The 21,121-nt window shown below is 52.5% G+C and carries 17 protein-coding genes and 1 pseudogene; 4 read left to right on the forward strand and 14 right to left on the reverse strand.

What is annotated here, in order from left to right; translation table 11 throughout:
• Positions 1-63: 63 nt before the first annotated feature.
• The 7 genes from EVX52_RS05380 to EVX52_RS05410 form a co-directional block, all read right to left on the reverse strand.
• On the reverse strand, positions 64-2,721 hold the full coding sequence (locus tag EVX52_RS05380) for a glycoside hydrolase family 78 protein (RefSeq protein WP_129990781.1): 2,658 nt from the start codon (positions 2,719-2,721) through the stop codon (positions 64-66).
• Between the two features lie 46 nt (positions 2,722-2,767).
• Positions 2,768-4,066, reverse strand: a complete 1,299-nt coding sequence (locus EVX52_RS05385) for an MFS transporter (protein WP_129990782.1) — start codon at positions 4,064-4,066, stop codon at positions 2,768-2,770.
• A 109-nt stretch (positions 4,067-4,175) separates the two neighbouring features.
• Positions 4,176-5,042, reverse strand: coding sequence for a helix-turn-helix domain-containing protein (locus EVX52_RS05390; protein WP_129951170.1), 867 nt, complete (start codon positions 5,040-5,042; stop codon positions 4,176-4,178).
• A 251-nt stretch (positions 5,043-5,293) separates the two neighbouring features.
• Positions 5,294-6,004 (reverse strand): FadR/GntR family transcriptional regulator, encoded by a 711-nt coding sequence (locus tag EVX52_RS05395; protein ID WP_129951169.1) that lies wholly within the window; start codon positions 6,002-6,004, stop codon positions 5,294-5,296.
• Between the two features lie 94 nt (positions 6,005-6,098).
• On the reverse strand, positions 6,099-6,875 hold the full coding sequence (locus tag EVX52_RS05400; protein ID WP_129951168.1) for an SDR family NAD(P)-dependent oxidoreductase: 777 nt from the start codon (positions 6,873-6,875) through the stop codon (positions 6,099-6,101).
• A 10-nt stretch (positions 6,876-6,885) separates the two neighbouring features.
• Entirely contained in the window at positions 6,886-9,024 is a 2,139-nt protein-coding gene (locus EVX52_RS05405) for a heparinase II/III family protein (protein WP_129990783.1), read from the reverse strand.
• Positions 9,021-10,376, reverse strand: a complete 1,356-nt coding sequence (locus EVX52_RS05410) for an alginate lyase family protein (RefSeq protein ID WP_129990784.1) — start codon at positions 10,374-10,376, stop codon at positions 9,021-9,023. Before EVX52_RS05410 ends, EVX52_RS05405 begins: the two co-directional genes overlap by 4 nt.
• A gap of 257 nt (positions 10,377-10,633) precedes the next feature.
• On the opposite strand from EVX52_RS05410, the gene EVX52_RS05415 reads away from it, so the two are divergent.
• Positions 10,634-12,433 carry a transporter gene (locus tag EVX52_RS05415; RefSeq protein ID WP_129951165.1) on the forward strand — a complete coding sequence of 600 codons (1,800 nt, stop codon included), beginning with the start codon at positions 10,634-10,636 and terminating at the stop codon, positions 12,431-12,433.
• A 43-nt stretch (positions 12,434-12,476) separates the two neighbouring features.
• Here EVX52_RS05415 and nudI read toward each other — a convergent pair whose 3' ends face one another.
• The 3 genes from nudI to EVX52_RS05430 form a co-directional block, all read right to left on the reverse strand.
• Positions 12,477-12,902 (reverse strand): nucleoside triphosphatase NudI, encoded by a 426-nt coding sequence (gene nudI, locus EVX52_RS05420; protein WP_129951164.1) that lies wholly within the window; start codon positions 12,900-12,902, stop codon positions 12,477-12,479.
• A 140-nt stretch (positions 12,903-13,042) separates the two neighbouring features.
• Complete coding sequence (locus EVX52_RS05425) at positions 13,043-13,285, reverse strand: YgdI/YgdR family lipoprotein (RefSeq protein WP_129951163.1); 243 nt, start codon at positions 13,283-13,285, stop codon at positions 13,043-13,045.
• 32 nt (positions 13,286-13,317) lie between these two features.
• Positions 13,318-13,551, reverse strand: coding sequence for a YgdI/YgdR family lipoprotein (locus EVX52_RS05430; RefSeq protein ID WP_015689902.1), 234 nt, complete (start codon positions 13,549-13,551; stop codon positions 13,318-13,320).
• A gap of 155 nt (positions 13,552-13,706) precedes the next feature.
• On the opposite strand from EVX52_RS05430, the pseudogene EVX52_RS25450 reads away from it, so the two are divergent.
• Both EVX52_RS25450 and ttcA read left to right on the forward strand, forming a co-directional pair.
• A pseudogene (locus EVX52_RS25450) lies at positions 13,707-13,838 on the forward strand (site-specific integrase); the annotation flags it as partial.
• Between the two features lie 101 nt (positions 13,839-13,939).
• Entirely contained in the window at positions 13,940-14,875 is a 936-nt protein-coding gene (ttcA, locus tag EVX52_RS05435; RefSeq protein ID WP_129990785.1) for a tRNA 2-thiocytidine(32) synthetase TtcA, read from the forward strand.
• Between the two features lie 59 nt (positions 14,876-14,934).
• Here ttcA and EVX52_RS05440 read toward each other — a convergent pair whose 3' ends face one another.
• The 3 genes from EVX52_RS05440 to EVX52_RS05450 form a co-directional block, all read right to left on the reverse strand.
• Entirely contained in the window at positions 14,935-15,612 is a 678-nt protein-coding gene (locus EVX52_RS05440; RefSeq protein ID WP_129990786.1) for a hypothetical protein, read from the reverse strand.
• A gap of 280 nt (positions 15,613-15,892) precedes the next feature.
• Positions 15,893-16,876 carry a zinc transporter ZntB gene (gene zntB, locus EVX52_RS05445; protein ID WP_129951159.1) on the reverse strand — a complete coding sequence of 328 codons (984 nt, stop codon included), beginning with the start codon at positions 16,874-16,876 and terminating at the stop codon, positions 15,893-15,895.
• Positions 16,877-17,025: 149 nt separating this feature from the next.
• A complete protein-coding gene (locus tag EVX52_RS05450; RefSeq protein ID WP_129990787.1) occupies positions 17,026-17,991 on the reverse strand; it encodes a LysR family transcriptional regulator in 966 nt (321 codons plus the stop codon).
• Positions 17,992-18,104: 113 nt separating this feature from the next.
• On the opposite strand from EVX52_RS05450, the gene EVX52_RS05455 reads away from it, so the two are divergent.
• Positions 18,105-19,307: an MFS transporter gene (locus EVX52_RS05455; protein ID WP_129990788.1), complete on the forward strand. Its 1,203-nt coding sequence runs from the start codon at positions 18,105-18,107 to the stop codon at positions 19,305-19,307.
• 64 nt (positions 19,308-19,371) lie between these two features.
• On the opposite strand, the gene EVX52_RS05460 is transcribed toward EVX52_RS05455, so the two are convergent.
• The gene (locus tag EVX52_RS05460; RefSeq protein WP_129990789.1) at positions 19,372-21,006 is read right to left on the reverse strand and encodes an ABC transporter substrate-binding protein; all 1,635 of its coding nucleotides are present in this window, start codon (positions 21,004-21,006) and stop codon (positions 19,372-19,374) included.
• Positions 21,007-21,121: the final 115 nt, after the last annotated feature.

A 21,121-nucleotide genomic window follows, 5' to 3' on the forward strand; every position in this document is an offset into this window, starting at 1 on the left:
GTGGGCCGACGCCCACGGTCTTGACCTTGAAGCCCGTTTGGGTGGCAACCCAATGTCTTGACCTTAAACTAACCGGTACTCGATCCGATATTCCCCCGAACCCACCTCAGCGGTATATCCGTCAGCACAGCGCACAAAATCAATCCCGTCCGCCTCCTGCACAGATTGACCGTCCGTCAGGACCACGGTGGCGGAGGTATTCGCCGGAACAGTGACGTTAAGGAACACGGTCTGACCGCTCACTTCCCAGCGCACACCGATTGCACCGTAAATGGACTGATAGCGGGTATCCAGCCAGCTCAGGCCGCCGCCGGTCTGTGGTCTGATGATGGCGTGTTTGAAACCCGGCTGCTCTTCATCGGCTTCAATCCCGGCCGCCACCCGGTAGAGCCATTCGCCCACCGCGCCGTAAGCATAGTGATTGAAGGAGTTCATGTCCGCGCTCCACATGCTGCCGTCCGGTTTGATGCCGTCCCAGTGTTCCCAGACCGTGGTGGCACCGGCTTTCACCTGGTACAGCCATGACGGGAAATCATCTTTCAGCAGTAAACTCCACGCCTCTTTGTTCCGGCCATTCTGGCTGAGTGCGTGACAGAAATATGGCGTGCCGATGAAGCCGGTGACTAAATGCCCGTCGTGTTCATTAAGCAGTTCTACCAGCGTATCGGTGGTGCGCTGACGGAACGCATCAGGAACCAGATTAAAGTACAGGGCCAGAATATGTGCGGTTTGCGTTCTGGCCGCCAGACGGCCGGATGGAGTGAAGAATTCCTCCTGAAAACGCCTGACAATGGCCTGATGTAAGGCATCGTAATGCTGATAGTCTTCAGTGCGGTTCAGCGCTTTCGCCGCTTTGGCGAACAATTGCGTGGAATACGCATAATACGCCGTGCACGTCAGGTCATCGGGCGTGGCACCGAAATAACTGCCCTCTTTGGCATCCAGCGCCACCCAATCGCCAAACTGTAATTTGTAATGCCAGAGGTGGTTTTCAGCATGCGCGGTCATGAAATCTATCCAGCCTTTCATGCTGGCGTACTGGTTTTCCAGCACCCGCGTATCGCCATACATCAGGTACATCGTCCACGGGTTGATCACTGCGGCATCCGCCCAGGCCGATGCGGAATGGGTTCCGCCTTCGGACAGCAGCCGGTCTTTGCCACAATAGCCGGTCAGGATATCCGGGACAACGTGAGGCACACCGCCCTCAGGCGTCTGATCATAACGAAGATCGGTCAGCCATTTGGCGAAAAAATTACGGGTTTGCATCAGGTAACTCGCGGTACGGCAAAAAATCTGCGCATCGCCCGTCCAGCCCAGCCGCTCGTCGCGTTGCGGGCAGTCCGTCGGCACATCAACAAAATTACCTTTCAGCCCCCAAAGGATATTGTGATGTAGCTGATTCAGCGCCGGGTCTGAGCAGGCGAAATGCCCGGTCTGTTCCATCGAGGAGTGCAAAACAATGGCGGTGAAGTTATTCAGATCCAGCGGCGCCGGATATTGCTCAACTTTCACAAAGCGGAAACCTTGCCAGGTAAAGTGCGGATGCCAGGTCTCTTCGGCCTCGCCTTTGAGCACATACTCGGTTCGCTGTCTGGCAGTGCGCAGATTATCCAGATACACATTACCCTGCGCATCGAGCACCTCAAAGTGTCGCAATACCACTTTATCACCCGCCTTGCCGCTGGCCCTGAACGCAACCCAGCCACTGAGATTCTGGCCAAAATCAATAACAGTGTCGCCCTGCGGCGTCGTGATCAGCGCAACAGGCTTAATTTCTCCCATTTTTCTGACCGTGTTACTTCCCTGCGCCACCAGCGTGGATTTTTCATGCGCCACCACGCTGACGGGCCGCCAGCCATCCTCTGCGAAACCCTGCGCACACCAGCCGGGAGTTTCCCGGCGTGCATCGTAAATTTCACCGTCATAGATTTCTGAAAACAGAATGGCTGAATCGTATCCTTTCCAGCTTTCATCACTGACCACAATTTCACGTGAGCCATCTTTATAATTAATCATCAGCTGAGAAATAAGCGCGCTCCGTTCACCATAATAATTACGATGACGGCTGAAACCCATGTCACCTTTGTACCAGCCTGCACCTAAAATGGCACCCAGGACATTTTCACCTTTTTTCAGATGACCGGTTACCTCGTAAGTCTGATAAAGTAAATGGTTGTGATAACTCGTCCAACCCGGCGTCAGGCTATCTTCTCCGACTTTACAACCGTTGAGATGGCATTCATAAAGCCCGAGCGCACTGACATGAATAAAAGCCGACTGAATATCTGCTGCCCGGTTCAGAACAAAAGATTTCCGTAACAGTGTCGCCCTGGAATTATCTTTATCTGCCGGCGTTTCGACGGTGATGAAATCAGCCAGCCATTCACGGGGATAAAGCACGCCGGAAATCATCTCCGCAGGCGAACTCCAGGCACTGGTGTCGCCATAATTATCACGGATCTGCACCCGGATAAAATAATGCTGTGAAGAGATGAGAGTGAATTCATTCAGGGTGACATTATTAGAATATTCGCTGTCCTGCCATTCGCCCCGAAACAGGATTTTATCAAAACCCTGATCCTGGCTAATTTGGATCCGGTAAGCGGTTTGCCGGACATTTCTGTTATGGCTTGCAATTTCCCAGCCTAATACCGGAAATTCCTGCACACCGTACAATGCTGATTCCTGATTTAATGTAAGTCTGATCACTGTGAGCATATTCCTGACTCCTCATGTAATATTGCCTGAGCGGTAAAATAAACCACTAGATTTGCTTGATAACGGATGCCGGATATTCAGATGCCGTTTCTTTAGTCACCGTACCGGCCTCGCTGTTGAATTCATTCCGTTGTTTGCCATGGAAACAGATCCAGCCGATCAACAAACCGGAAGCCACCGTAGCGGATAAAAGGGTATACAACACCAGCGGACCGGCATCGAGCAGCAGAGGCGTAATAAATGCCAGTACACCGCATAACAACCGGGAAATAGCGACGATAATACCTTGCGCAGTAGAGCGGAGCATGGTCGGGAAAGATTCCTGCGACCAGACTTTCATTATCCCTTCAAATGCCAGGCCGCTGCCTATGGCAGTAAAAAATAAGCAGCAGAACCAGGATGCGGGAGAAAATTTAAATAATACCGGCAGGAAGAATCCCCCCGCAAAACAACATGCCCCCAGAATAAATACCGGGATGCGTTTTGGTGTATCGACAAAACGCATAAACATGATCCCGGCAAATACACCGACCGGCATAGTCAGCAGGTCCCACAGTGAATGTTGCCCGACGGAAATACCCACGACATTCACCGCAATATACGTGCCAAACTGACCGCCGGTATTCGCGGCCAGATTGGTAAAGGCATAGAACAGACACAGCGCTACAAAAGGCCACAGGTATTTCCCGTGAATAAGATCCTTAAACGAGGCTTTCTGCGCACGTACCGTGACAATCCCTGCACGCCGTTCGTTTCGGGCAATCAGCCACAATGGAGACTCCGGGATTGTCCAGCGCAACGCCAGCAAAATCACGGCCACAGCGCAGACATGCAGATACATAATCTGCGCACCCGGACGCCCCCAGCCGCCGACGATGGCTGAAATCGCCATGGTTGTACCAATCCCCAAAAACCACAGTAAATTCGACAGTCCGATAATTTTCCCGCGATTTTTATCCGTTGCGGCTTCGGCAATGGTCGCCAGAGATACCGGCAAGTCTGCGCCGGTAGCCAGCCCGACCAGTAATGTGCCGGTCAGCAGCACCGGAAAGGTATTACCGAAAGCCAGCAACAGCGTACCCATAATGATCATCGCCATAGTGACAATAAAGACTTTGCGTCTGCCATAACAATCCCCCAGCCTGCCGCCCAGAAAAGCACCCAGTGCAATACTCAGCGTTAATATGCCGGAAAGTATGCCGATCTGAGCCGATGTTGTTCCTATTGCTTTCTGATAAATAACCAGGGCCGTTCCGTTTGAAACAATTGCGGCAGAATCAATATATGATGCCATGCCGGAAACCACCCCGACGTACCAGGGATTAGGTTGTTTAATGGTTGACATAATCATGTCCTTCAGAGGTAACGGTGAAAAAAATAATTCGTGAGCTGTCCTTAACACCTGCTGTTATTATGATTCCCTATTGGACGTTTCTTGTTTATGACGGTTATTATTAATAGTGCGCTTTAAGGACACTATTACTGACTCTCATTCGTTCCTGAGAGGGGGTTCTGTGAAATTGTTTTTTATAGGCCTCCGTCAGACGTGATGTGGTGGAGAAACCGCACCGGGTAGCAATTTTGCCGACAGTTAAATCGGAGGTGCGTAATAACTCCTGGGTTTTTAATAAACGGTAACGCAACTGAAATTTTTCGGGCGTAAAGCCGGTCATTTCTTTGATAAATCTGAACATGGTTCTTTTTGCCACACCACTTTCCTCACACAAATAATCCCAGTTAATACTGCACGCGTAATTTTCGCGTAAATAATTCAGCAGATGTCGCTTGCCGGATTCTGTCGGACTGGCCCGGCATTCCCTGCGGGTGGCACATTGGTACAGCATGACTATCATCGATAAGAGATAAGATTCTGAAGCAGCAAAGTAGGCGTTATCATAACGGGTGTCCCACTGACAGGTAATTTTATCGGTCAGTTCAGTCACTGTCGTCAGTTCCGCGTCCGTTAATCCGGTACGCCGTTTTTTTATTGAGGTGGTATATTCTTTTATCCCCGCAGTGAGTTGATCAATGTTATTGATAAAATGAAAGGGTCGTTGTTTATGCAGTAATATATTGGTAATTGATAGTTTATTGGTGGATTCATAGCAGTGGGCATCATGAGCGCTGACGATAAAAAAATCGCCTTTATGAATAAATTCCACCTGGTCGTTAATGATATGAAATCCGCTGCCGTTGCGGACAATAACCAACTCATCGAATTCATGCCTGTGCACATCTTCCATCGACTGACGGTTCATATCGAATAAACTAAAAGCATGATGTTTCGAAAGGAAGAAATCACTGACCTTGAGTATTTTCATACATTCACCGGCTTAATGAATAAAATAATTAACTTTAATCAATGTGTGTAATAAAAATATATTTTCCTGATAAAATGATTAGACCGTAATAATTATGACAAGTCTATATGAGCCACTGGCACTGTGGCGTAACCGCCCGTGACATTTGTTTCATTTTTGTATCAGAAATCACTTCCGGGGATCATCAGACATAAAAATGCGCAGAAAGATCTGCGCAGCGGGGAAATAGAATGAGACGGTTTTACTGGGCGTTATCTCTGGTGTAACCGGTGCTTATGCCCTTTCATCAGGCTCAGTGAGGCTGAAAACGCCGCGCCTTCGTCGCCGGCCATGATGGCTTCGTAAATGCGTTGATGTTCGCTGAGGCACATCCCCCCTTCTTTTGAGGAATACTCAAAAAACCATTTAAAAATGGTGGTCAGAACGTTGCCGAACGGCACGTAAAAACAGTTACCGGAAGCGATGAAGATCATCCTGTGGAACTGCGTATCGATATCCACCCAATGTTGGGCATCGAAATTTTCAGCGACGTGGCACATCTGGCGGTAAATACGCGACAGTTCAATGCGTTGCTCTTTACTGGCATTCACCGCAGCCAGCGCGGTAGCATGCGGTTCAATCGCCTTGCGGAATTCCAGAAACTGATGATAGATCTCTTCTGTCGCTTCCATGCCCTGCATCCATTCCAGCAACTGCGGATCCAGCATGTTCCATTGCGGACGCTCTTTCACACGGGTACCAATTTTGGGCCGCGACTCAAGTAACCCCTTGGAGGTCAGTAATTTCAGCGCTTCACGCAGCGCGGTGCGGCTGACGCCAAACTGTTCGCCCAGTTCAATTTCACTCGGCAGGATCGCGCCCGACGCCAGTTCGCCCGACAGAATTTTGCGGGCGATATCGCGGGCGATATGGGTATTCAGGCCACGGGTCATGCCTGCAGCGGTTTCAAACTGCATCGTCATATTCTTCCCTTTTTCCTGTGCAGGTTGCCGTCATCATAGTTCAGGCGGCGGTGAGCTGCATGCCTGCGCCGCACTGAAACTCCCGAACTGTGCGCTATGGCGCCATCTGGCCGCCATTCACATCCAGAATCTGACCGGTTATGTAGCCACTGCAGGCATGCGAGGCGAAAAACAGATAAGACGGTGCCAGCTCTTCAGCCGTGCCGAAGCGCCCCATTGCGATGGAACCGGCAATTTTCTCCCGCACTTCCGCACTTTTATCCGCATGGAAGACGGTGTCGATGGTGCCCGGCGCAATCACGTTAAAGCGGATGTTGTCCCGGGTGAACTCCTTCACCCAGTTGCGGTGCACATTGTGCAGCCAGGCTTTCGAGGCGGCGTAGAGACTGGCACCTGGCCCGCCGCCTTCCCGGCCGGCAATCGAGCCGGTGCTGATCACCGAGGTGGTTCTGCCGCTCTGTTTCGCCGCGTGACGCAAATGCGGAATGGCAAATTTCGTCACCATCAGCGCCGAACGGGCATTAAGATCCATCACGTGGTCATAAAAATCATCATCGATGTTTTCCAGCCCCTGCCGTCCGCCGAGTCCGCCTGCGTTATTGACCAGCACATCAATGCCGCCAAACCGTTCGACAAAGTTCGCCACCAGCGTTTCGCATTCTGCAGACTTTGTGACATCTGCGCCAAAATAGACCACCTCACCGCCGTTTGTAGCGATTTCTGTCGCCAGTTTGTCGAGACTGGCATCATGACGGTGGCCGTTAATACCGACTTTTGCGCCTGCCGCCGCGAACGCTTTTGCCGCAGCCAGCCCGATGCCTTTGGTTGAACCGGTGATCAGGACTCGCTGACCTTTCAAATCGTTAAACATAATGACTCCTTTATGATTCAGGGATATTCAGGGGTGAAACGGATTGCCACGCCACGCTGAAAGCGTCTTGCGCTGCCGGCGCGTCGCGGTTACTGATACGAACGTTTAGCGTCCGTTGAGCAGCAAAGAAAATATTCAGTTCGGTTTGTTGATCATCATGACTGACCACGCTGACCCGCTCGACCTTGCCACGCGCGTCCAGGGACGTTTCGCTGGCTTCATCGAAGTTACCGTGAGTTTCAAATACGCTGGCAAAAAGGGCGTGAGTGCCGTGGGTTCGCAGCAGTAATGCCGGTTCATTACGCAGGTTGAAATGCGGGTCGCTGGCACCGGTACGGGCGACAATCAGTTCGCCGCCATCCGGGAAGGCGCTGATCAGCGTGCGGTAGCTGTCACCGTCGAGCCAGCTGAATAAGGCCGAATCCCCCGCCGCCATCCCAGCCCGTGCGCAATCCCACAAATGCTGATATCCGTGCCCTTCGCCAAGCGGCGTTAGCTGGCTGGCTGCATGAAGGCTGGTATCAGTGCGGACAAACTGACCGAGATGATGCAGGCAATAATCGTACTGATGGAGTTCATGACTGGTAAGCCGGAATACATCGACGATCAGCGGCGAGGACAGTTCCGGCAGGTTCAGCATCAGCACCGTGCGTTGCTGATTGACACCCGGATAGTAGCTGCCGAGCCGCGCACTCATGCCTTGTCCGGCCGGATTATCCGTGACAAAGAAATGCCGTTCGCCCCAGCGTTTTTCTGCCTCCAGACTGTTACCGCCATTCTGGCTTTGTTCGTCAACCACCACGGTGTTATGTGCGACGGTCTGCTTACAATAACTATTGTTTTCAGGAATATAGCGACCACCGAATTTGGGCTCGACGTTAACCCAGCGGCCAAAGCCATAATCACGCAGGAACTCGCGTCCGCAGCTGAACAGGCTCAGATGCAGTCCGTCAAAATGGCCGTGATTAAGTGCCGAATGCAGGCGCGGGATACTGCCGTGCTGGCCATACCACATCAGCGCCATAGCCTGATTTTCTGCGCCACTGCGCAAAATTCCGATGCCGCCCTGCGCGCCTTGCGGCCCATCACGCAGTTCGATGCTTCCCCAGTCCACGGGCGTTGCCGGAGCATCTTTCAGGGCAGCTGAAAGTTCCAGCGCAGCCTCACTGGCCCATACCGTCTGTTGTTGTTGCGCGACAGCGATCCACTGCGGGTGGTGACCATAGCGGGAATAGCAGACGCTGGCGGCGATCACCGCGCCGTCATCACGAATATTGATGGTTTTAGAGGAATCATTCAGTGCAGGCCAGACGCCATCGGGGAATGCCGTCTGCATCAGGGCTTCACAGGTTTTACGGATAATCTGATCGCGGAACTGATAAATCTTTAACGCCGGCTGACGCCGTTCAATGGCCTCCGCCAGCAGCAGCAACGGGCGCAGCGCGAAACGGTGATAATAGGGCCCTTCAATGTAATAACCGTCCGGCGAAAAAAGCTGACTGAGCTGGGCAAAGAATCCGCCACTTTCACTGTCACCTTTCAGACCATACAACGCTTTTTCGACCAGCGCCGGATCGCCCAGCGCGTAACCGCTGATCGCCGCCGCCGCCACCGACCAGATCCCGTGGTTATGCACGATATCAAAATCGCGGCTGTGCCGCTTCAGTGCATCATCCGCCATCACCCGAAACAGATTAGCTTCAATATATTCACGCTGAGCTGCATCAAGTGAGGGCATCACGCAGTGATAACCTTCGGCGGCGTACAGCCAGAACATATTCTCATTCAGTGTCTGATGGAACAGGCGTCCTGGAGTATTGCTGTCTTTGCTGGTTGCGCTGCCCAGCGAGGGATAAATGTCAGCATAAGCGTTCAGCAGTGCCAGCGCGTAATCCGTATAACGGGGCTCCCCTGTGATCAACGCGAAACGCCCTGCCAGGTTGATCCCCAGATAGTTCTGCTTATGCTGCGTATGCTCCGGGCCGCCCGCTTCACCCTGGCCGGGAACCGACACGGGCTGCATGAGCATGTTTTCCAGCGTGGCGATTTGCGCACGCAGCGCCACCCCCAGAGGGGAATCTGCGTTAATCTGCCTGTGCAGTTTTTCCGCCCCGTCAGGGCTTATCAGCAACGGCTGCCAGTGATTCATTTTTGTACCTCCGGCGGCTGCGGCGCGACATAACCAGCCGCAAAAGACGGCAATGACAGCAGCCAGGTGTCACGTTCGGCTTCCATTACCGCACCACGCGTAACATCTTCGTGATAACCGCCGGATGCCGGTTTCACCGCCGGCGGCAAGGTAAATTTCGCGCTGCGGATGTACTGTTCGTAACGTTTTTCCCCCGTCGCGTTATCCGCCCACGAGAGCAAAGGCACCGGACGCACTCGGATCTGATCGAGTGATTTGTACGGCCACGGCACCGCCGGATCGGTAAAGCGCGCCATGAAATCCAGCGAGGTCAGCACGCTGCCGCCTTGTGGTGTTTTGTAATGCCAGAGGTCAATGCCGTTTTTCTGCGCCAGCACCGCCATCATGCTGATCGCCTGTAAATTGAAATAGCTGTAATGAAAAGAACGTGTGCGCGCCAGCTCGGCGGGCTGAGTACCGTCAGGTTTCAGCTGTACATCAAGCTTACTTTTCATCAGTTTCGCCATATCGCCAATCACCGCGTTATCCCCCAGATACCATGCAATGCCCGATACCTGCGTCACATACCAGTTACCGTGATTGTTCTCTGTGCGCCCTTCTTTTTTCGCGATTTTACTGGCCTGTAACCAGCGGAGATACGCCTGCATCCACGCCCGCATTTGCTGTTCGTCGTTGTCCGTCCATGCCGGATCCCCGCGCAACAACACTAATGAATCCACGATCCGGGTGGAAAAATAGCGACCATCCAGCACACCGGCGTTGCGTCCCGGCGAGATGCCCGGTACGCCCTGCGCAAAATTCAGATTCGGGTTCATGCGCGTTTCCGGCGTGATAAACCAGGTACGCAGCAGGCTGACCGCCTTATCCGCGTATTTCTGTTCGCCGGAGAAATACCACGCCAGCGTCAGGTTCTGCACCCGTGCGGTAAAATCGGCCAGCCGCACCCCGTCGCTCTGATCGTTTTTACTGGCGGGATTCACATGGCCATCCTTGCGGATCCAGGGCAGCCCGTCGGATTTACTTTCGTCCGGCCACCAGTACGCACTCAGGCTGAGATAATCGTGCTTCGATCCCCCGGGCGGCGTCATCCCTTTGTCAGTGACGCTCAGTTCAGGCTTCTTCAGCGCGGAATCCGCCGCCGCCAGCAAGTGCTGATAGGCCTCTGCCGTTTGCGGTGCCGCACGGTGATCATGCAGTTGCTGACGGACAACGGCCATTTGTGCCGTATTTAAAAATGCCGGTTCGCCCGCCAGTGCATCCGCAGAAGCGGCCATCAGCGTCAGTATCAGCATCGCGCCCACCGTGATCCCCGTTCCCGCATCTTTCACATTACAGCGCTGAATTAACTTCATGTTTTCTCCCGGCTACACGCCGCTGCTCCGTTGAGATTTCACGCTTTAGTCATACTAATAAAGCAATGAACCTTCAGTTTCGCCAGTCGGAATTGACTCAAAAGCAGACAATAAGCCCAAATAGCGACCAGAATCACAATTTGATAACAAACTAAGCATTTCTTATTTGTCCGACTTTTAATTTCCATTCCCTCTTCTACGCTTGCTCATTACATAACCAAAAAACATCTCACCCTACAAACGAGAGAGTAACGACAATGGATATTAACGTTCTGGTCATGATCGGTTACTTCGTCTTAATGATTGCCATCAGTTATGCCTTCAAAAAAATGGCGTCCGGTTCCTCCAGCCATTATTTCCGCGGCGGCGGGCGAATGCTCTGGTGGATGGTTGGCGCGACCGCCTTTATGATTCAGTTCAGCGCCTGGACGTTTACCGGCGCGGCCGGTCAGGCTTACCGCTACGGTTTCAATGTCGTCAGCGTATTTGCAGGTAACGTGTTCGGTTATCTGATTGCCTGGTGGTGGTTTGCCGCACGCTTTCGCCAGTTGCGCGTCGATACTGCCACCGAGGCCATCAACCATCGCTTCGGCAAAGGCAACGAACAGTTTTTCACCTGGATGATCATTCCGCTGAGCATCCTCAGTGCCGGCGTATGGCTGAACAGCCTGGCGGTGTTTGCCAGTGCAGTATTCCGGCATGACATCACGCTGACACTGTGGGTGACGGGCACCGTGGTGCTGGTGATTTCGCTGCTGAGTGGTGCCTGGGGCGTGGTGGCCAGTGACTTTGTGCAGACGCTGGTAGTAGCAATTATTTCTATCGCCTGTGCGGCAGTGGCACTGTTTAAAGTCGGCGGCCCGGTCAAACTGGTGACTGAGTTTCCGTCCGGCTTCATTACCGGCCCTGACGTTGGGCCGCATTACATTTCCCTGCTGGTGGCCTGTTTTCTGTTCTTCTTTATCAAGAATGTACAGAGCATCAATAACCTGCAGGATTCGTACCGTTTCCTGAATGCTAAAGACAGCTTCAATGCCAAAAAAGCGGCATTGTTCGCGTTAGTGTTGATGCTGGCCGGTACGATTATCTGGTTCATTCCGCCATGGGCGGTAGCGATCTTGTATCCTGACGCGGCAACTGCACATCCGGAACTCGGCAAAAACGCAACGGATGCGGTGTATTTGATTTTCGCTGAACGCGCGATGCCGGCAGGCACCGTGGGCCTGCTGATGGCCGGATTGTTTGCTGCCACCATGTCCTCAATGGATTGTGCACTGAACCGAAACTCGGGAATTTTTGTACGCAGTTTCTGGACGCCCGTCATCAACCGCCACAGCGAGCGCAGCGACAAATACCAGTTGCGCGTTGGCCAGATTGCCTGCGTGGTGAATGGTGTACTGGTGATCCTGGTCGCGCAGTATATGCATACCATGCAGACGGTCAGCCTGTTCGATCTGATGATGAAAGTCGGCACGCTGATGCAGGCACCGATTGTCGTCCCGCTGTTCCTCGGCGTGTTTATCCGCAAAACTCCGGACTGGGCCGCGTGGGTGACTGTACTGTTTGGATTATGCGTGTCTTATGTCGTCGCCAATCTGTTCACGGCACCGGATGTCGCCCGCCTGCTGGGTATCTCGCTGACGACACGTGAGCTGCTGGATGTGGCCATCATGTGGAACATCTTTGCGCATCTGGTGTTTACCGGCGGGTTTTTCTGCCTGACCACCTTGTTTTATCGTGAGACTAATACAGCGCGTGAAACCCGGCGCAAACAGTTCTTCACCGATAGGGAAACGCCTGTCTATGCCGACCATGAACAGGATGAATTTGACCGGTTGCAACGCGATAAAATCGGCCGAATTTCGATGTACATGGGTGCGGGTTTGCTGCTGATGGTGCTGGTACCTAACCCGCTGTGGGGACGACTCCTGTTCCTGCTGTGCGCCCTGTCAATTCTGCTCTTTGGCTGGATATTGCATCGCAGCGCAGAAAAAGGCATGAAAGCGGCTCAGGCTGAAAAAGCCTTAAAACGGCATGTAGTAACGTCACAACGATAGGGAAAATCACGCAGGGTTTCCGCCGGAAGCCCTGCCCGTTTATTTACAACAGTCCGCGCTGTTTCAGCGTCATGCGCGTGGCTTCATTGAGATCGTACTTCGCCAAATCTTCTTTGCGCACCCAGGCATAACGTTCAAATTCATCGTTAAGGGTGATGAGGGTATTCTTCGCCTGGCAATGGAAGATCAGATAAATCATGTAGATCTCTTCTTTGCGACCATCCGGATAAGTTTTAGTGCGAATATCATCACGGAAGGTCCAGGGCGTGATATGGGACAGTTCCAGCGATTCACCCAACTCTTCCCGCACTTCACGCAGTAATGCCTGTTCGATGGTTTCTCCCGGCTCCATCCCTCCCCCTGACAGTGCCCACTGACCGGGAAAGACACCCCGGCCGGAGGGCATTTTACACAGCAGATATGTTTCTTCATGTTCAATTAACGGGCAGACAATAGTTCTCTGGCGCATATTTTCCTACACAGTTATCGGGGATTTTCAGCAGGGAAAAATAGCATATTGCGGGGAACGGATACCGGTATTCATGTCATAAAAAACCCGTCCTGACGACGGGTTTTAATAGGAAACAAAATAAAGATTACGCACCGGATTTATTTCGGGAGTTCTGATACCTGTTTCACTTCAGTTTTGCTGATTTGCTGTTTCACACCATTAGCATCAGTGTATTCGAGCAAGCCGGAATCGGCCTCTTTCGGTTTACCGTCACTGATTATGGTTCGCGCATCATTGGTCTGAATGGCATAACTGGTACGGGTGCAGCCTGATAGCGCAGCGACACACATGATAGCAGCTAAAGGTAATAGCATTTTTTGTGGCAATAAATTCCTGTTCATCGTTCTCTCCTTAGGGGTTGTTTCAGGGTAAATCAGTTATCCAGTTCACTCATATTTTTAACCTGGTCGCGGTTAATCTGCTCGGTTTTACCCGTCTCGGCATTTTTATAAGACACCAGACCGGTATCATCATCTACCTGAGGTTTACCGTCCGTGACGATGGTTTTCCCGTCCGTGGTTTTAATCGCCTGATTAGACGCACAACCTGCAACAAAAAGAATGGATACGGCAGCAAGTGATGCGGCAATAAGGTTTTTCCTGTTCATACTTTCTCTCCTGAAAGGGATCCTGATTTAACAATTTTTTGAGTAAGCTTAGTTAACATTTCAGACTCTTCATTCAGAAACATCTGTATTTGCCCTTCGTCACTTTATAAGCGGCGCGTCATTAAAAGCACAAAAACCCTTAACAGACCGGCGACTCCCTTTCCCCAATCGGCGCATGCTGGAATGCTGCTATAAAACGCGCTGACTTTTCACGGCGTAATCCGTATCATACGCGCCACACGTACGCATGCCGGATGCTGACTGCGGGAACGAACCCGCCTTTTATCATCCGCCGGTAAAGCATGAAAGCGACCCGACCGGTATGCTGAACAAGAAACTCGCGTTACAGGTTTTCCCTGTTGCGTCATCAGATGAATCGAACATAAAAATGTCAGATAATCAAACAGTTAATAAAAAAGAGCAGTACAACCTCAATAAATTGCAAAAACGCCTGCGTCGTGACGTAGGGAAAGCGATTGCTGACTTCGATATGATCGAAGAAGGTGATCGCATTATGGTGTGTCTCTCCGGCGGGAAAGACAGCTACACCATGCTGGAAATTTTGCGCAATCTGCAACAAAGCGCGCCGGTGAATTTTTCACTGGTGGCGGTCAATCTTGACCAGAAACAACCGGGTTTCCCGGCACACATCCTGCCTGAGTATTTAGAAACACTGGGCGTGGAATATAAGATTGTCACCGAAGACACCTATTCCATCGTCAAAGATAAAATCCCGGAAGGCAAAACAACCTGTTCACTGTGTTCACGTCTGCGCCGCGGCATTTTGTACCGTACTGCGACAGAACTGGGTTGTACCAAAATTGCCCTCGGCCATCACCGCGATGACATTCTGCAGACGCTGTTCCTGAATATGTTCTACGGCGGCAAGCTGAAAGGGATGCCACCAAAACTGATGAGCGACGACGGCAAACACATCGTGATCCGCCCGCTGGCCTACTGCCGCGAGAAAGATATCGAGCGTTTTGCGATTGCGCGCGAATACCCGATTATCCCTTGTAACCTGTGCGGTTCGCAGCCAAATCTTCAACGCCAGGTGATCGGCGACATGCTGAAAGACTGGGATAAAAAATATCCGGGCCGTATTGAGACCATGTTCAGCGCAATGCAAAATGTGGTGCCTTCACATCTTAACGACATGAATCTTTTCGATTTTAAAGGGATCCGTCACGGCGACGAGGTTGTGGGCGGCGGCGACCTGGCCTTTGATCGCGAAGATATTCCGCTGCAACCGGCTGGCTGGCAACCGGAAGAAGATGAAGCGACGGCGCCGGCTGAGCGCCTGAACGTACTGGAAATTAAATAGTCTCCGGCGCAGCGTTCGTTGTGAATCTTATAGCCCGCGCAATGCGGGCTTTTTGTTTTTCAGGCTAATGTGAACGTTTCAGTCCAGTTGTAATTCGTCATGACCAGTTTCACCGGCAGACTCAGCGAGCCAAAGTCTTTCTGCCGGTTTTCCCGGAACCAGACACGCAGCGTTTCGGGCAGGTATTGCGCGCTGTAACGCAGCAACGTGCTGTGCCAGAAAACTTGCGGGATTTCCGTGTTGGGATATCGCTCTCTGATTTTTACTGCCCAGGACGTATTCAGTAAATGCTCCACCAGCGCCTGCCTCAACCGCAAACTTTCCGCATCCGGAAATCCCGCCAGCAAAAGTTGATCCGGTAAAGCCACCAGCCGCAAATCGCTTATCTGCATAACATGGCTGCGGCAATATTGTTCAAAGATACTGATCAGATCCGCGAGATCTTCCGCGTCTTCCGGTTTGTCATACAACGCCTGCGTGATGGCGAAAAAGGTGAAATGCATTCCGTTCACCTGTGCCACATCGGCCAGCGGATCCCCCTGCGCCGCAGTGGCTAACTCGTCCAGTAACGCTGCCATCGGGGAGCCTGCGCGATGGCCACTGGTGATAGCAAGCCGTGTCGGGTGATAGAAAGGTTCAGTGCGGATTTCGCCCGTTCCGCGGTGGGTATTCCAGATTGCTGACGTTTTAGCCGTCGTATTTTCATACGCCTGATGAATAATTTCCCGTGTGTGCAAAGCCACCTCCTGTTATGTCGAAAATAAGATCGTCAGGCGAAAATGCCTGTGCAGGCCTTCCGCAGCGAGAAACCCCAAAAAGATTGAGCGAAATCAACATTAGACAGGCCGGATCGGTGCAATATCTATTCCGCAGGTGAATGCAACGTCAAGCGATGGGCGTTGTGCTCCATATTGTCTTATTTCCAAATTTTTAGAATTAATGCATAGCACAATTTAATTCGAACGACGCCGGTCTTATGACCGGCTTTTTTTTGCTTTTTTTCAGCAGGTTAACCTTCTACAGCCAGCGACTTTTCTTCATCCACAGTGCCACCCCTCCGCCCAGTGCCACCAGACAGGCACAGAAAATTCCGAAGCCAAACGGTGACGTATTACCGGGAATACCGCCCAGATTGACCCCAAACAGCCCCGTCAGGAACGTCGCCGGCAGGAAGACCATCGCCAGCAGTGACATGGTGTAAGTGCGGCGGTTCAGTGAATCAGCCATCAGTGAACTGATTTCATCCGAGAGCACCGCTGTACGCGCAATGCTGGCATCCAGATCATCGAGCCCGCGCCCTAAACGGTCCGAAATTTCCTGCATCAGACGGCGGTCATCATCATTCATCCACGGCAGGCGTTCACTGGCAAGGCGCGAGAATACATCGCGCTGCGGTGCCATATAGCGACGTAATACAATAAGTTGTTTGCGCAGCAACGCCATTGCGCCCCGCTCCGGCACCTGCTGCTCCATCAAATCATCTTCAATATCGATAATTTTATCATGCAGGTCCTCAATGAAATTACTGGTGTGTTCAGTCAGCGCATCACAAATTTCCACCAACCAGCGCCCCGTATTCTTCGGCCCGCTGCCTTGTTTCATATCCCCGATCATCTCTTCCATGGAAAACACTTTCCGGTGACGCGTGGAAACAATCATTTTGTCGGTAAGATAGACACGGATAGTGACCAGCTGATCGGGCCGTGCATCGGCATTAAGGTTGATACTACGTAAGGTGATCAGCGTACCCTCGCCAACGCGCATGACTTTCGGACGGACGCTGTCCCCGGCCAGGGCTTCACGCACGGTATCCGGCAGCACCGGGGTGCTGTTAATCCATTGTTCGCTGGCGGGAAGCGTGTAATCGAGATGCAACCAACAGGGTTTATCTTCACTGGCGACACATTGCGGGCTGATGACATTCACACCGCCCTGTCCGTCCATCTGGAAAGCATAAACGGCATCTGAAACCTGTAATTCTTTTCCCTTAATGACTTCCACGACGTTCCTCGCTTTTTCTTCGTTATCAGTGTTAAGTCTGGCGTTAAGTCTCTGACATTCAAAAACCCGACTCAGGCCAACATGGCTGGCATCCCCTGCCAAAGCAGATCATGCCACGGGATTTATCTAAAGATGTTACACATATGCTGTTAAATATGTCGTGATATCACAGAGTGTGTCTCTCCGCCGGGCGCCTGCATTTCGGCCAGTTCAGGCATCACGCTGCGCATCATTTCGAGGAATTTACGCAGGCGCGCCGGATAATAACTGGAGTACGGATAAACCAGATACACCGGCAGCGGTAAGGCGTTCCAGCCGGGTAATACCCGCTGCAATCGCCCTTCAGCGATATCTTCTTTAACAATCCATGCCGACACAATGCCGGCTCCTAATCCCGACAGAACGGCCTTTCGCACGGCGTATAAACTGTCAGTCGCCATACGCGGCGAGATGCTGCAACTTTCCATTCTGCCGTCGTTATCATGTTTTAGCGCGAATTCGTTGCGGTAAAAGGTGCTTAAAGAAATCCAGGGCAATTGTGGCAGTTCGCTGACCCGGTTAACCGGATGCTGTTGCAGCAGTTCCGGTGTCGCCACCACAATACGAGGTACCTCGGCCAGCAAAATGGCGACCATCGACGGATCGACAATATTCCCCACCTGAATGGCGCAATCGATATCTTCCGAAATGAAGTCCGGCGTGCGGTCATTCAGCATCCAGTCCACGGAAAGATTCGGATAACGCTGTAAATAACGGGTCAGCGGCGCGATCAGCTGGTCCTGCCCGAACGCATGCGGCGCACGCACCCGCAGGATCCCCACCGGTTCATCGCCCGCACCGTTTAACTGATCTTCCAGCGAAACCCACCGCTCAAGCAGTAATTTTGCCTGCTCATAACACCGCTGACCGTCGTCGGTGAGCTTCATCGCGTGGGTGGTGCGCAGGATAAGTTTCGCACCCAGCAGACGCTCAAGTGACTGCAAACGGCGGCTGACGGTCGGCTGGCTGGTGCTCAGTTGCGACGCGGCGGCGGACAAACTGCCGCTTTCCACTATCCGCACAAAGGTTTGCATCAGGTCGATGCGGTCGATACCACTGGTGCCGGGATTGTTCATACGCCTCACGTATAACAGTTTTACCTTTCTGCAGGCTACCACTTATAACCGTTTGGGTGAAGAATGCATTCCACGTACTTGCAGTTATAAACTTATTATTCAGGGGTCAGGCCATGTCAGAACTTACCAGCACATCCCATGTTGAGGGATCCGCCCTGTCGGGCAAAATCATTTTTACGCTGGCCGCCGGTGCGGGATTAAGCGTCGCCTCGATTTACTACAGTCAGCCGATGCTCGGCATTATGGGCGATAATCTGCACGCCAGCCCCCCATCTGTCGGCCTTATACCGACGCTTACTCAGGCCGGTTATGCATTGGGGATCCTGTTCCTCATTCCGCTGGGTGACCGCCATGACCGCCGCACCATTATTTTGCTGAAAAGCATGCTGCTGGCCGCGGCGTTGCTGCTGTGTGGTTTTGTACCGGGCATTCACGGCTTGCTGGTAGCCAGCCTGATCACCGGCATCGGTGCAACCATGGCGCAGGATATCGTGCCCGCCTCAGCGCATCTTGCACCCGCCGCGCTACGGGGGAAAACGGTCGGCACCGTGATGACCGGACTTCTGGTCGGGATTTTACTGTCCCGCGTACTCAGTGGTTTTGTGGCAGAGTATTTTGGCTGGCGGGTGATGTATCAGCTGGCGGCGCTGAGCGTCGCGCTGATTGGCATTGCGTTGTGGCGGGTTCTGCCGCGTTTTACGCCGGACACACGCCTCAGTTATGCCAGCCTGTTGCATTCAATGTTTGGTCTGTGGAAAAACTATAAAACACTACGCCATGCCGCGCTGGCTCAGGGGTTATTGTCCGTAGCGTTCAGCGCCTTCTGGTCCACGCTGGCGATTATGCTCAACGAACAGTTCCACCTGGGCAGTGCGGTGGCCGGCGCATTTGGTCTGGCGGGGGCAGCAGGCGCCCTGGCAGCACCGCTGGCCGGTGCGTTAGCGGATAAAAAAGGGCCGGCGCGCGTAACCCAGATGGGCTCAGCGCTGGTGATGATTTCTTTTGCGGCAATGTTTCTGTTACCGCTGTTGTCACCGCACGCTCAGCTGGCGCTGATTGTTCTGAGTGCCATCGGTTTTGACTTAGGTATTCAGGCTACGCTGGTAGCACATCAGACGCTGGTTTATGGTCTTGAACCGGCCGCCCGTGGTCGTCTGAATGCCCTGCTGTTCACCGTCGTCTTTATCGGCATGTCAGCCGGGGCGGCGCTGGGCAGTAAAGCGCTGGCAACCGGGGGCTGGACAGGTGTAGTGGCGTTGGCAACGATTGCGGCGGGTGCGGCACTTTTGCTGCGTCTGTTCAGCCGTAAAAGCTGAAGGGTGGGATAAAAGATCAGCGCCCGCGGCTATTCGCTGCGGGCGCTTTTTTATGTCAGTCAGATCAGTGTTTCAGAATATACATTTCCTGACTGTAAGCCACGTCTTCAGGATTATCAATCGGATAACCTTTCACCCAGGGCTTAATCAGACGCCCGTTGGTGTACTGATAAATCGGCGCAATCGGTGCCTGTCCGGCGATAATTTGCTCGGCTTTGTTGTAGTCATTGTTGCGGCGTGCGTCATTCGTTTCACGGCTGGCGTCACTGATGACTTTGTCATATTCCGCGTTGCTGAATTTGCTGATGTTGCCATTGTGCGTGGACGTCAGCAGCGACAGGAAGGTGGAGGCTTCGTTGTAATCGCCCACCCAGGAGGCACGGATCACATCGAAATTGCCGGTATTGCGGCTGTCGATGTAGGTTTTCCATTCCTGATTCACCAGTTTCACATCGGCACCCAGCGTTTTTTTCCACATTGAGGCCACTGCGATGGCAATCTTCTGATGACTTTCCGACGTGTTATACAACAGCGTCAGATGCAGCGGTTTAGCCGGGCCGTAACCTGCCGCCGCCAGCAGGCTTTTCGCCTGTGCGTTCAGTTCTTCCTGCGAATATTGTTGTAACTCACTTTCAGCCGGTTTGAAGCCGTTCGTCACATCCGGTGTAAAGCGCCACGCCGGTTTTTCACCGGTGCCCAGCACTTTTTCAGCAATAATTTTACGATCGATACTCAGTGAGAGTGCCTGACGCACGCGGGCATCATCGGTCGGCGCACGACGGGTATTGAAAGCGTAATAGTACGTTCCCAGCTGATACGGCGTGTAAACCTGTCCCGGCAGATCATGCAGCAACTTTTTATACTGGTCTTTTGGGAAGGATTCGGTGATATCGATATCATTAGCCAGATAACGTTTCGTCGCGTTGGACTCTTTATTGATCGGCACAAAAGTGACTTTGGTCAGCACCGTATGGGCATGATCCCAGTAATACGGATTCGGCTCCAGCACCAGCTTTTCATTGACCACGCGGTCTTTCAGCACATACGCGCCGTTACCCACCAGATTGCCCGGTTTAGTCCAGTCATCACCGTATTTTTCAACAGTGGCTTTATGTACCGGGAACAGGCTGAAGTTCGCCAGCAGACTGACAAAATAAGGCACCGGCTTATCCAGAGTAACGCGCAAAAGCGTCGGGCTGACAGCGGTCACGCCAAGTTTATCCACCGGCATTTTCCCGGCGATGATCGCATCAGCGTTAGCAATACCAGCCAGACCGGCAAACCACGCGCCGGATGATGACCCTTTCGGATCCACCAGACGCTGCCAGCTGTAAACGAAATCTTGTGCAGTCACCGGATCGCCATTCGACCATTTGGCGTCTTTGCGCAAGGTAAACAGGAATACCTGATTGTTCTGGTTTTGCCAGCTTTCCGCTACGCCCGGAATACTTTTCCCGGTGGCATCCTGATTTACCAGCCCTTCGAATAAGTCACGCGCCACCTGCGCTTCAGGCAAACCGACAACTTTAGCCGGATCCAGTGAGGCGGGTTCGTCTTTAATATGACGGACAATTTCCTGTTTCGCAGCAAGCTGGGTACCGGCGGGAACCTGTGCTGCCGTAGCCTGACCGGCAGTCAGTGCGACCAGTGCGGCGCATGCGGAATAGGATAAAAGCGGAAATGAATTTCCCTGCGGCATAAATTCTCCTGAACTGACAAAGGGCTACGCCCTGAAACATTCACGAGTTTTATCATTATCGGTAAGAATCCCCTATAAGAAATCGTTACAGATTTGCCTTCACGCACAAAACCGC

The organism is Rahnella sp. CFA14(1/10) (genome assembly GCF_004195095.1).
Lineage (GTDB): Bacteria > Pseudomonadota > Gammaproteobacteria > Enterobacterales > Enterobacteriaceae > Rahnella > Rahnella perminowiae.

Bases quoted from the DNA above. Each gene is read 5' to 3' on its own strand.
- EVX52_RS05460 (WP_129990789.1), bottom strand. From the start codon at position 21,006: ATGCCGCAGGGAAATTCATTTCCGCTTTTATCCTATTCCGCATGCGCC.
- EVX52_RS05455 (WP_129990788.1), top strand. From the start codon at position 18,105: ATGTCAGAACTTACCAGCACATCCCATGTTGAGGGATCCGCCCTGTCG.
- ttcA (WP_129990785.1), top strand. From the start codon at position 13,940: ATGTCAGATAATCAAACAGTTAATAAAAAAGAGCAGTACAACCTCAAT.
- EVX52_RS05450 (WP_129990787.1), bottom strand. From the start codon at position 17,991: ATGAACAATCCCGGCACCAGTGGTATCGACCGCATCGACCTGATGCAA.
- EVX52_RS05385 (WP_129990782.1), bottom strand. From the start codon at position 4,066: ATGTCAACCATTAAACAACCTAATCCCTGGTACGTCGGGGTGGTTTCC.
- EVX52_RS05430 (WP_015689902.1), bottom strand. From the start codon at position 13,551: ATGAACAGGAAAAACCTTATTGCCGCATCACTTGCTGCCGTATCCATT.
- EVX52_RS05390 (WP_129951170.1), bottom strand. From the start codon at position 5,042: ATGAAAATACTCAAGGTCAGTGATTTCTTCCTTTCGAAACATCATGCT.
- EVX52_RS05400 (WP_129951168.1), bottom strand. From the start codon at position 6,875: ATGTTTAACGATTTGAAAGGTCAGCGAGTCCTGATCACCGGTTCAACC.
- EVX52_RS05415 (WP_129951165.1), top strand. From the start codon at position 10,634: ATGGATATTAACGTTCTGGTCATGATCGGTTACTTCGTCTTAATGATT.
- EVX52_RS05425 (WP_129951163.1), bottom strand. From the start codon at position 13,285: ATGAACAGGAATTTATTGCCACAAAAAATGCTATTACCTTTAGCTGCT.
- EVX52_RS05380 (WP_129990781.1), bottom strand. From the start codon at position 2,721: ATGCTCACAGTGATCAGACTTACATTAAATCAGGAATCAGCATTGTAC.
- nudI (WP_129951164.1), bottom strand. From the start codon at position 12,902: ATGCGCCAGAGAACTATTGTCTGCCCGTTAATTGAACATGAAGAAACA.
- EVX52_RS05405 (WP_129990783.1), bottom strand. From the start codon at position 9,024: ATGAATCACTGGCAGCCGTTGCTGATAAGCCCTGACGGGGCGGAAAAA.
- EVX52_RS05410 (WP_129990784.1), bottom strand. From the start codon at position 10,376: ATGAAGTTAATTCAGCGCTGTAATGTGAAAGATGCGGGAACGGGGATC.
- EVX52_RS05395 (WP_129951169.1), bottom strand. From the start codon at position 6,004: ATGACGATGCAGTTTGAAACCGCTGCAGGCATGACCCGTGGCCTGAAT.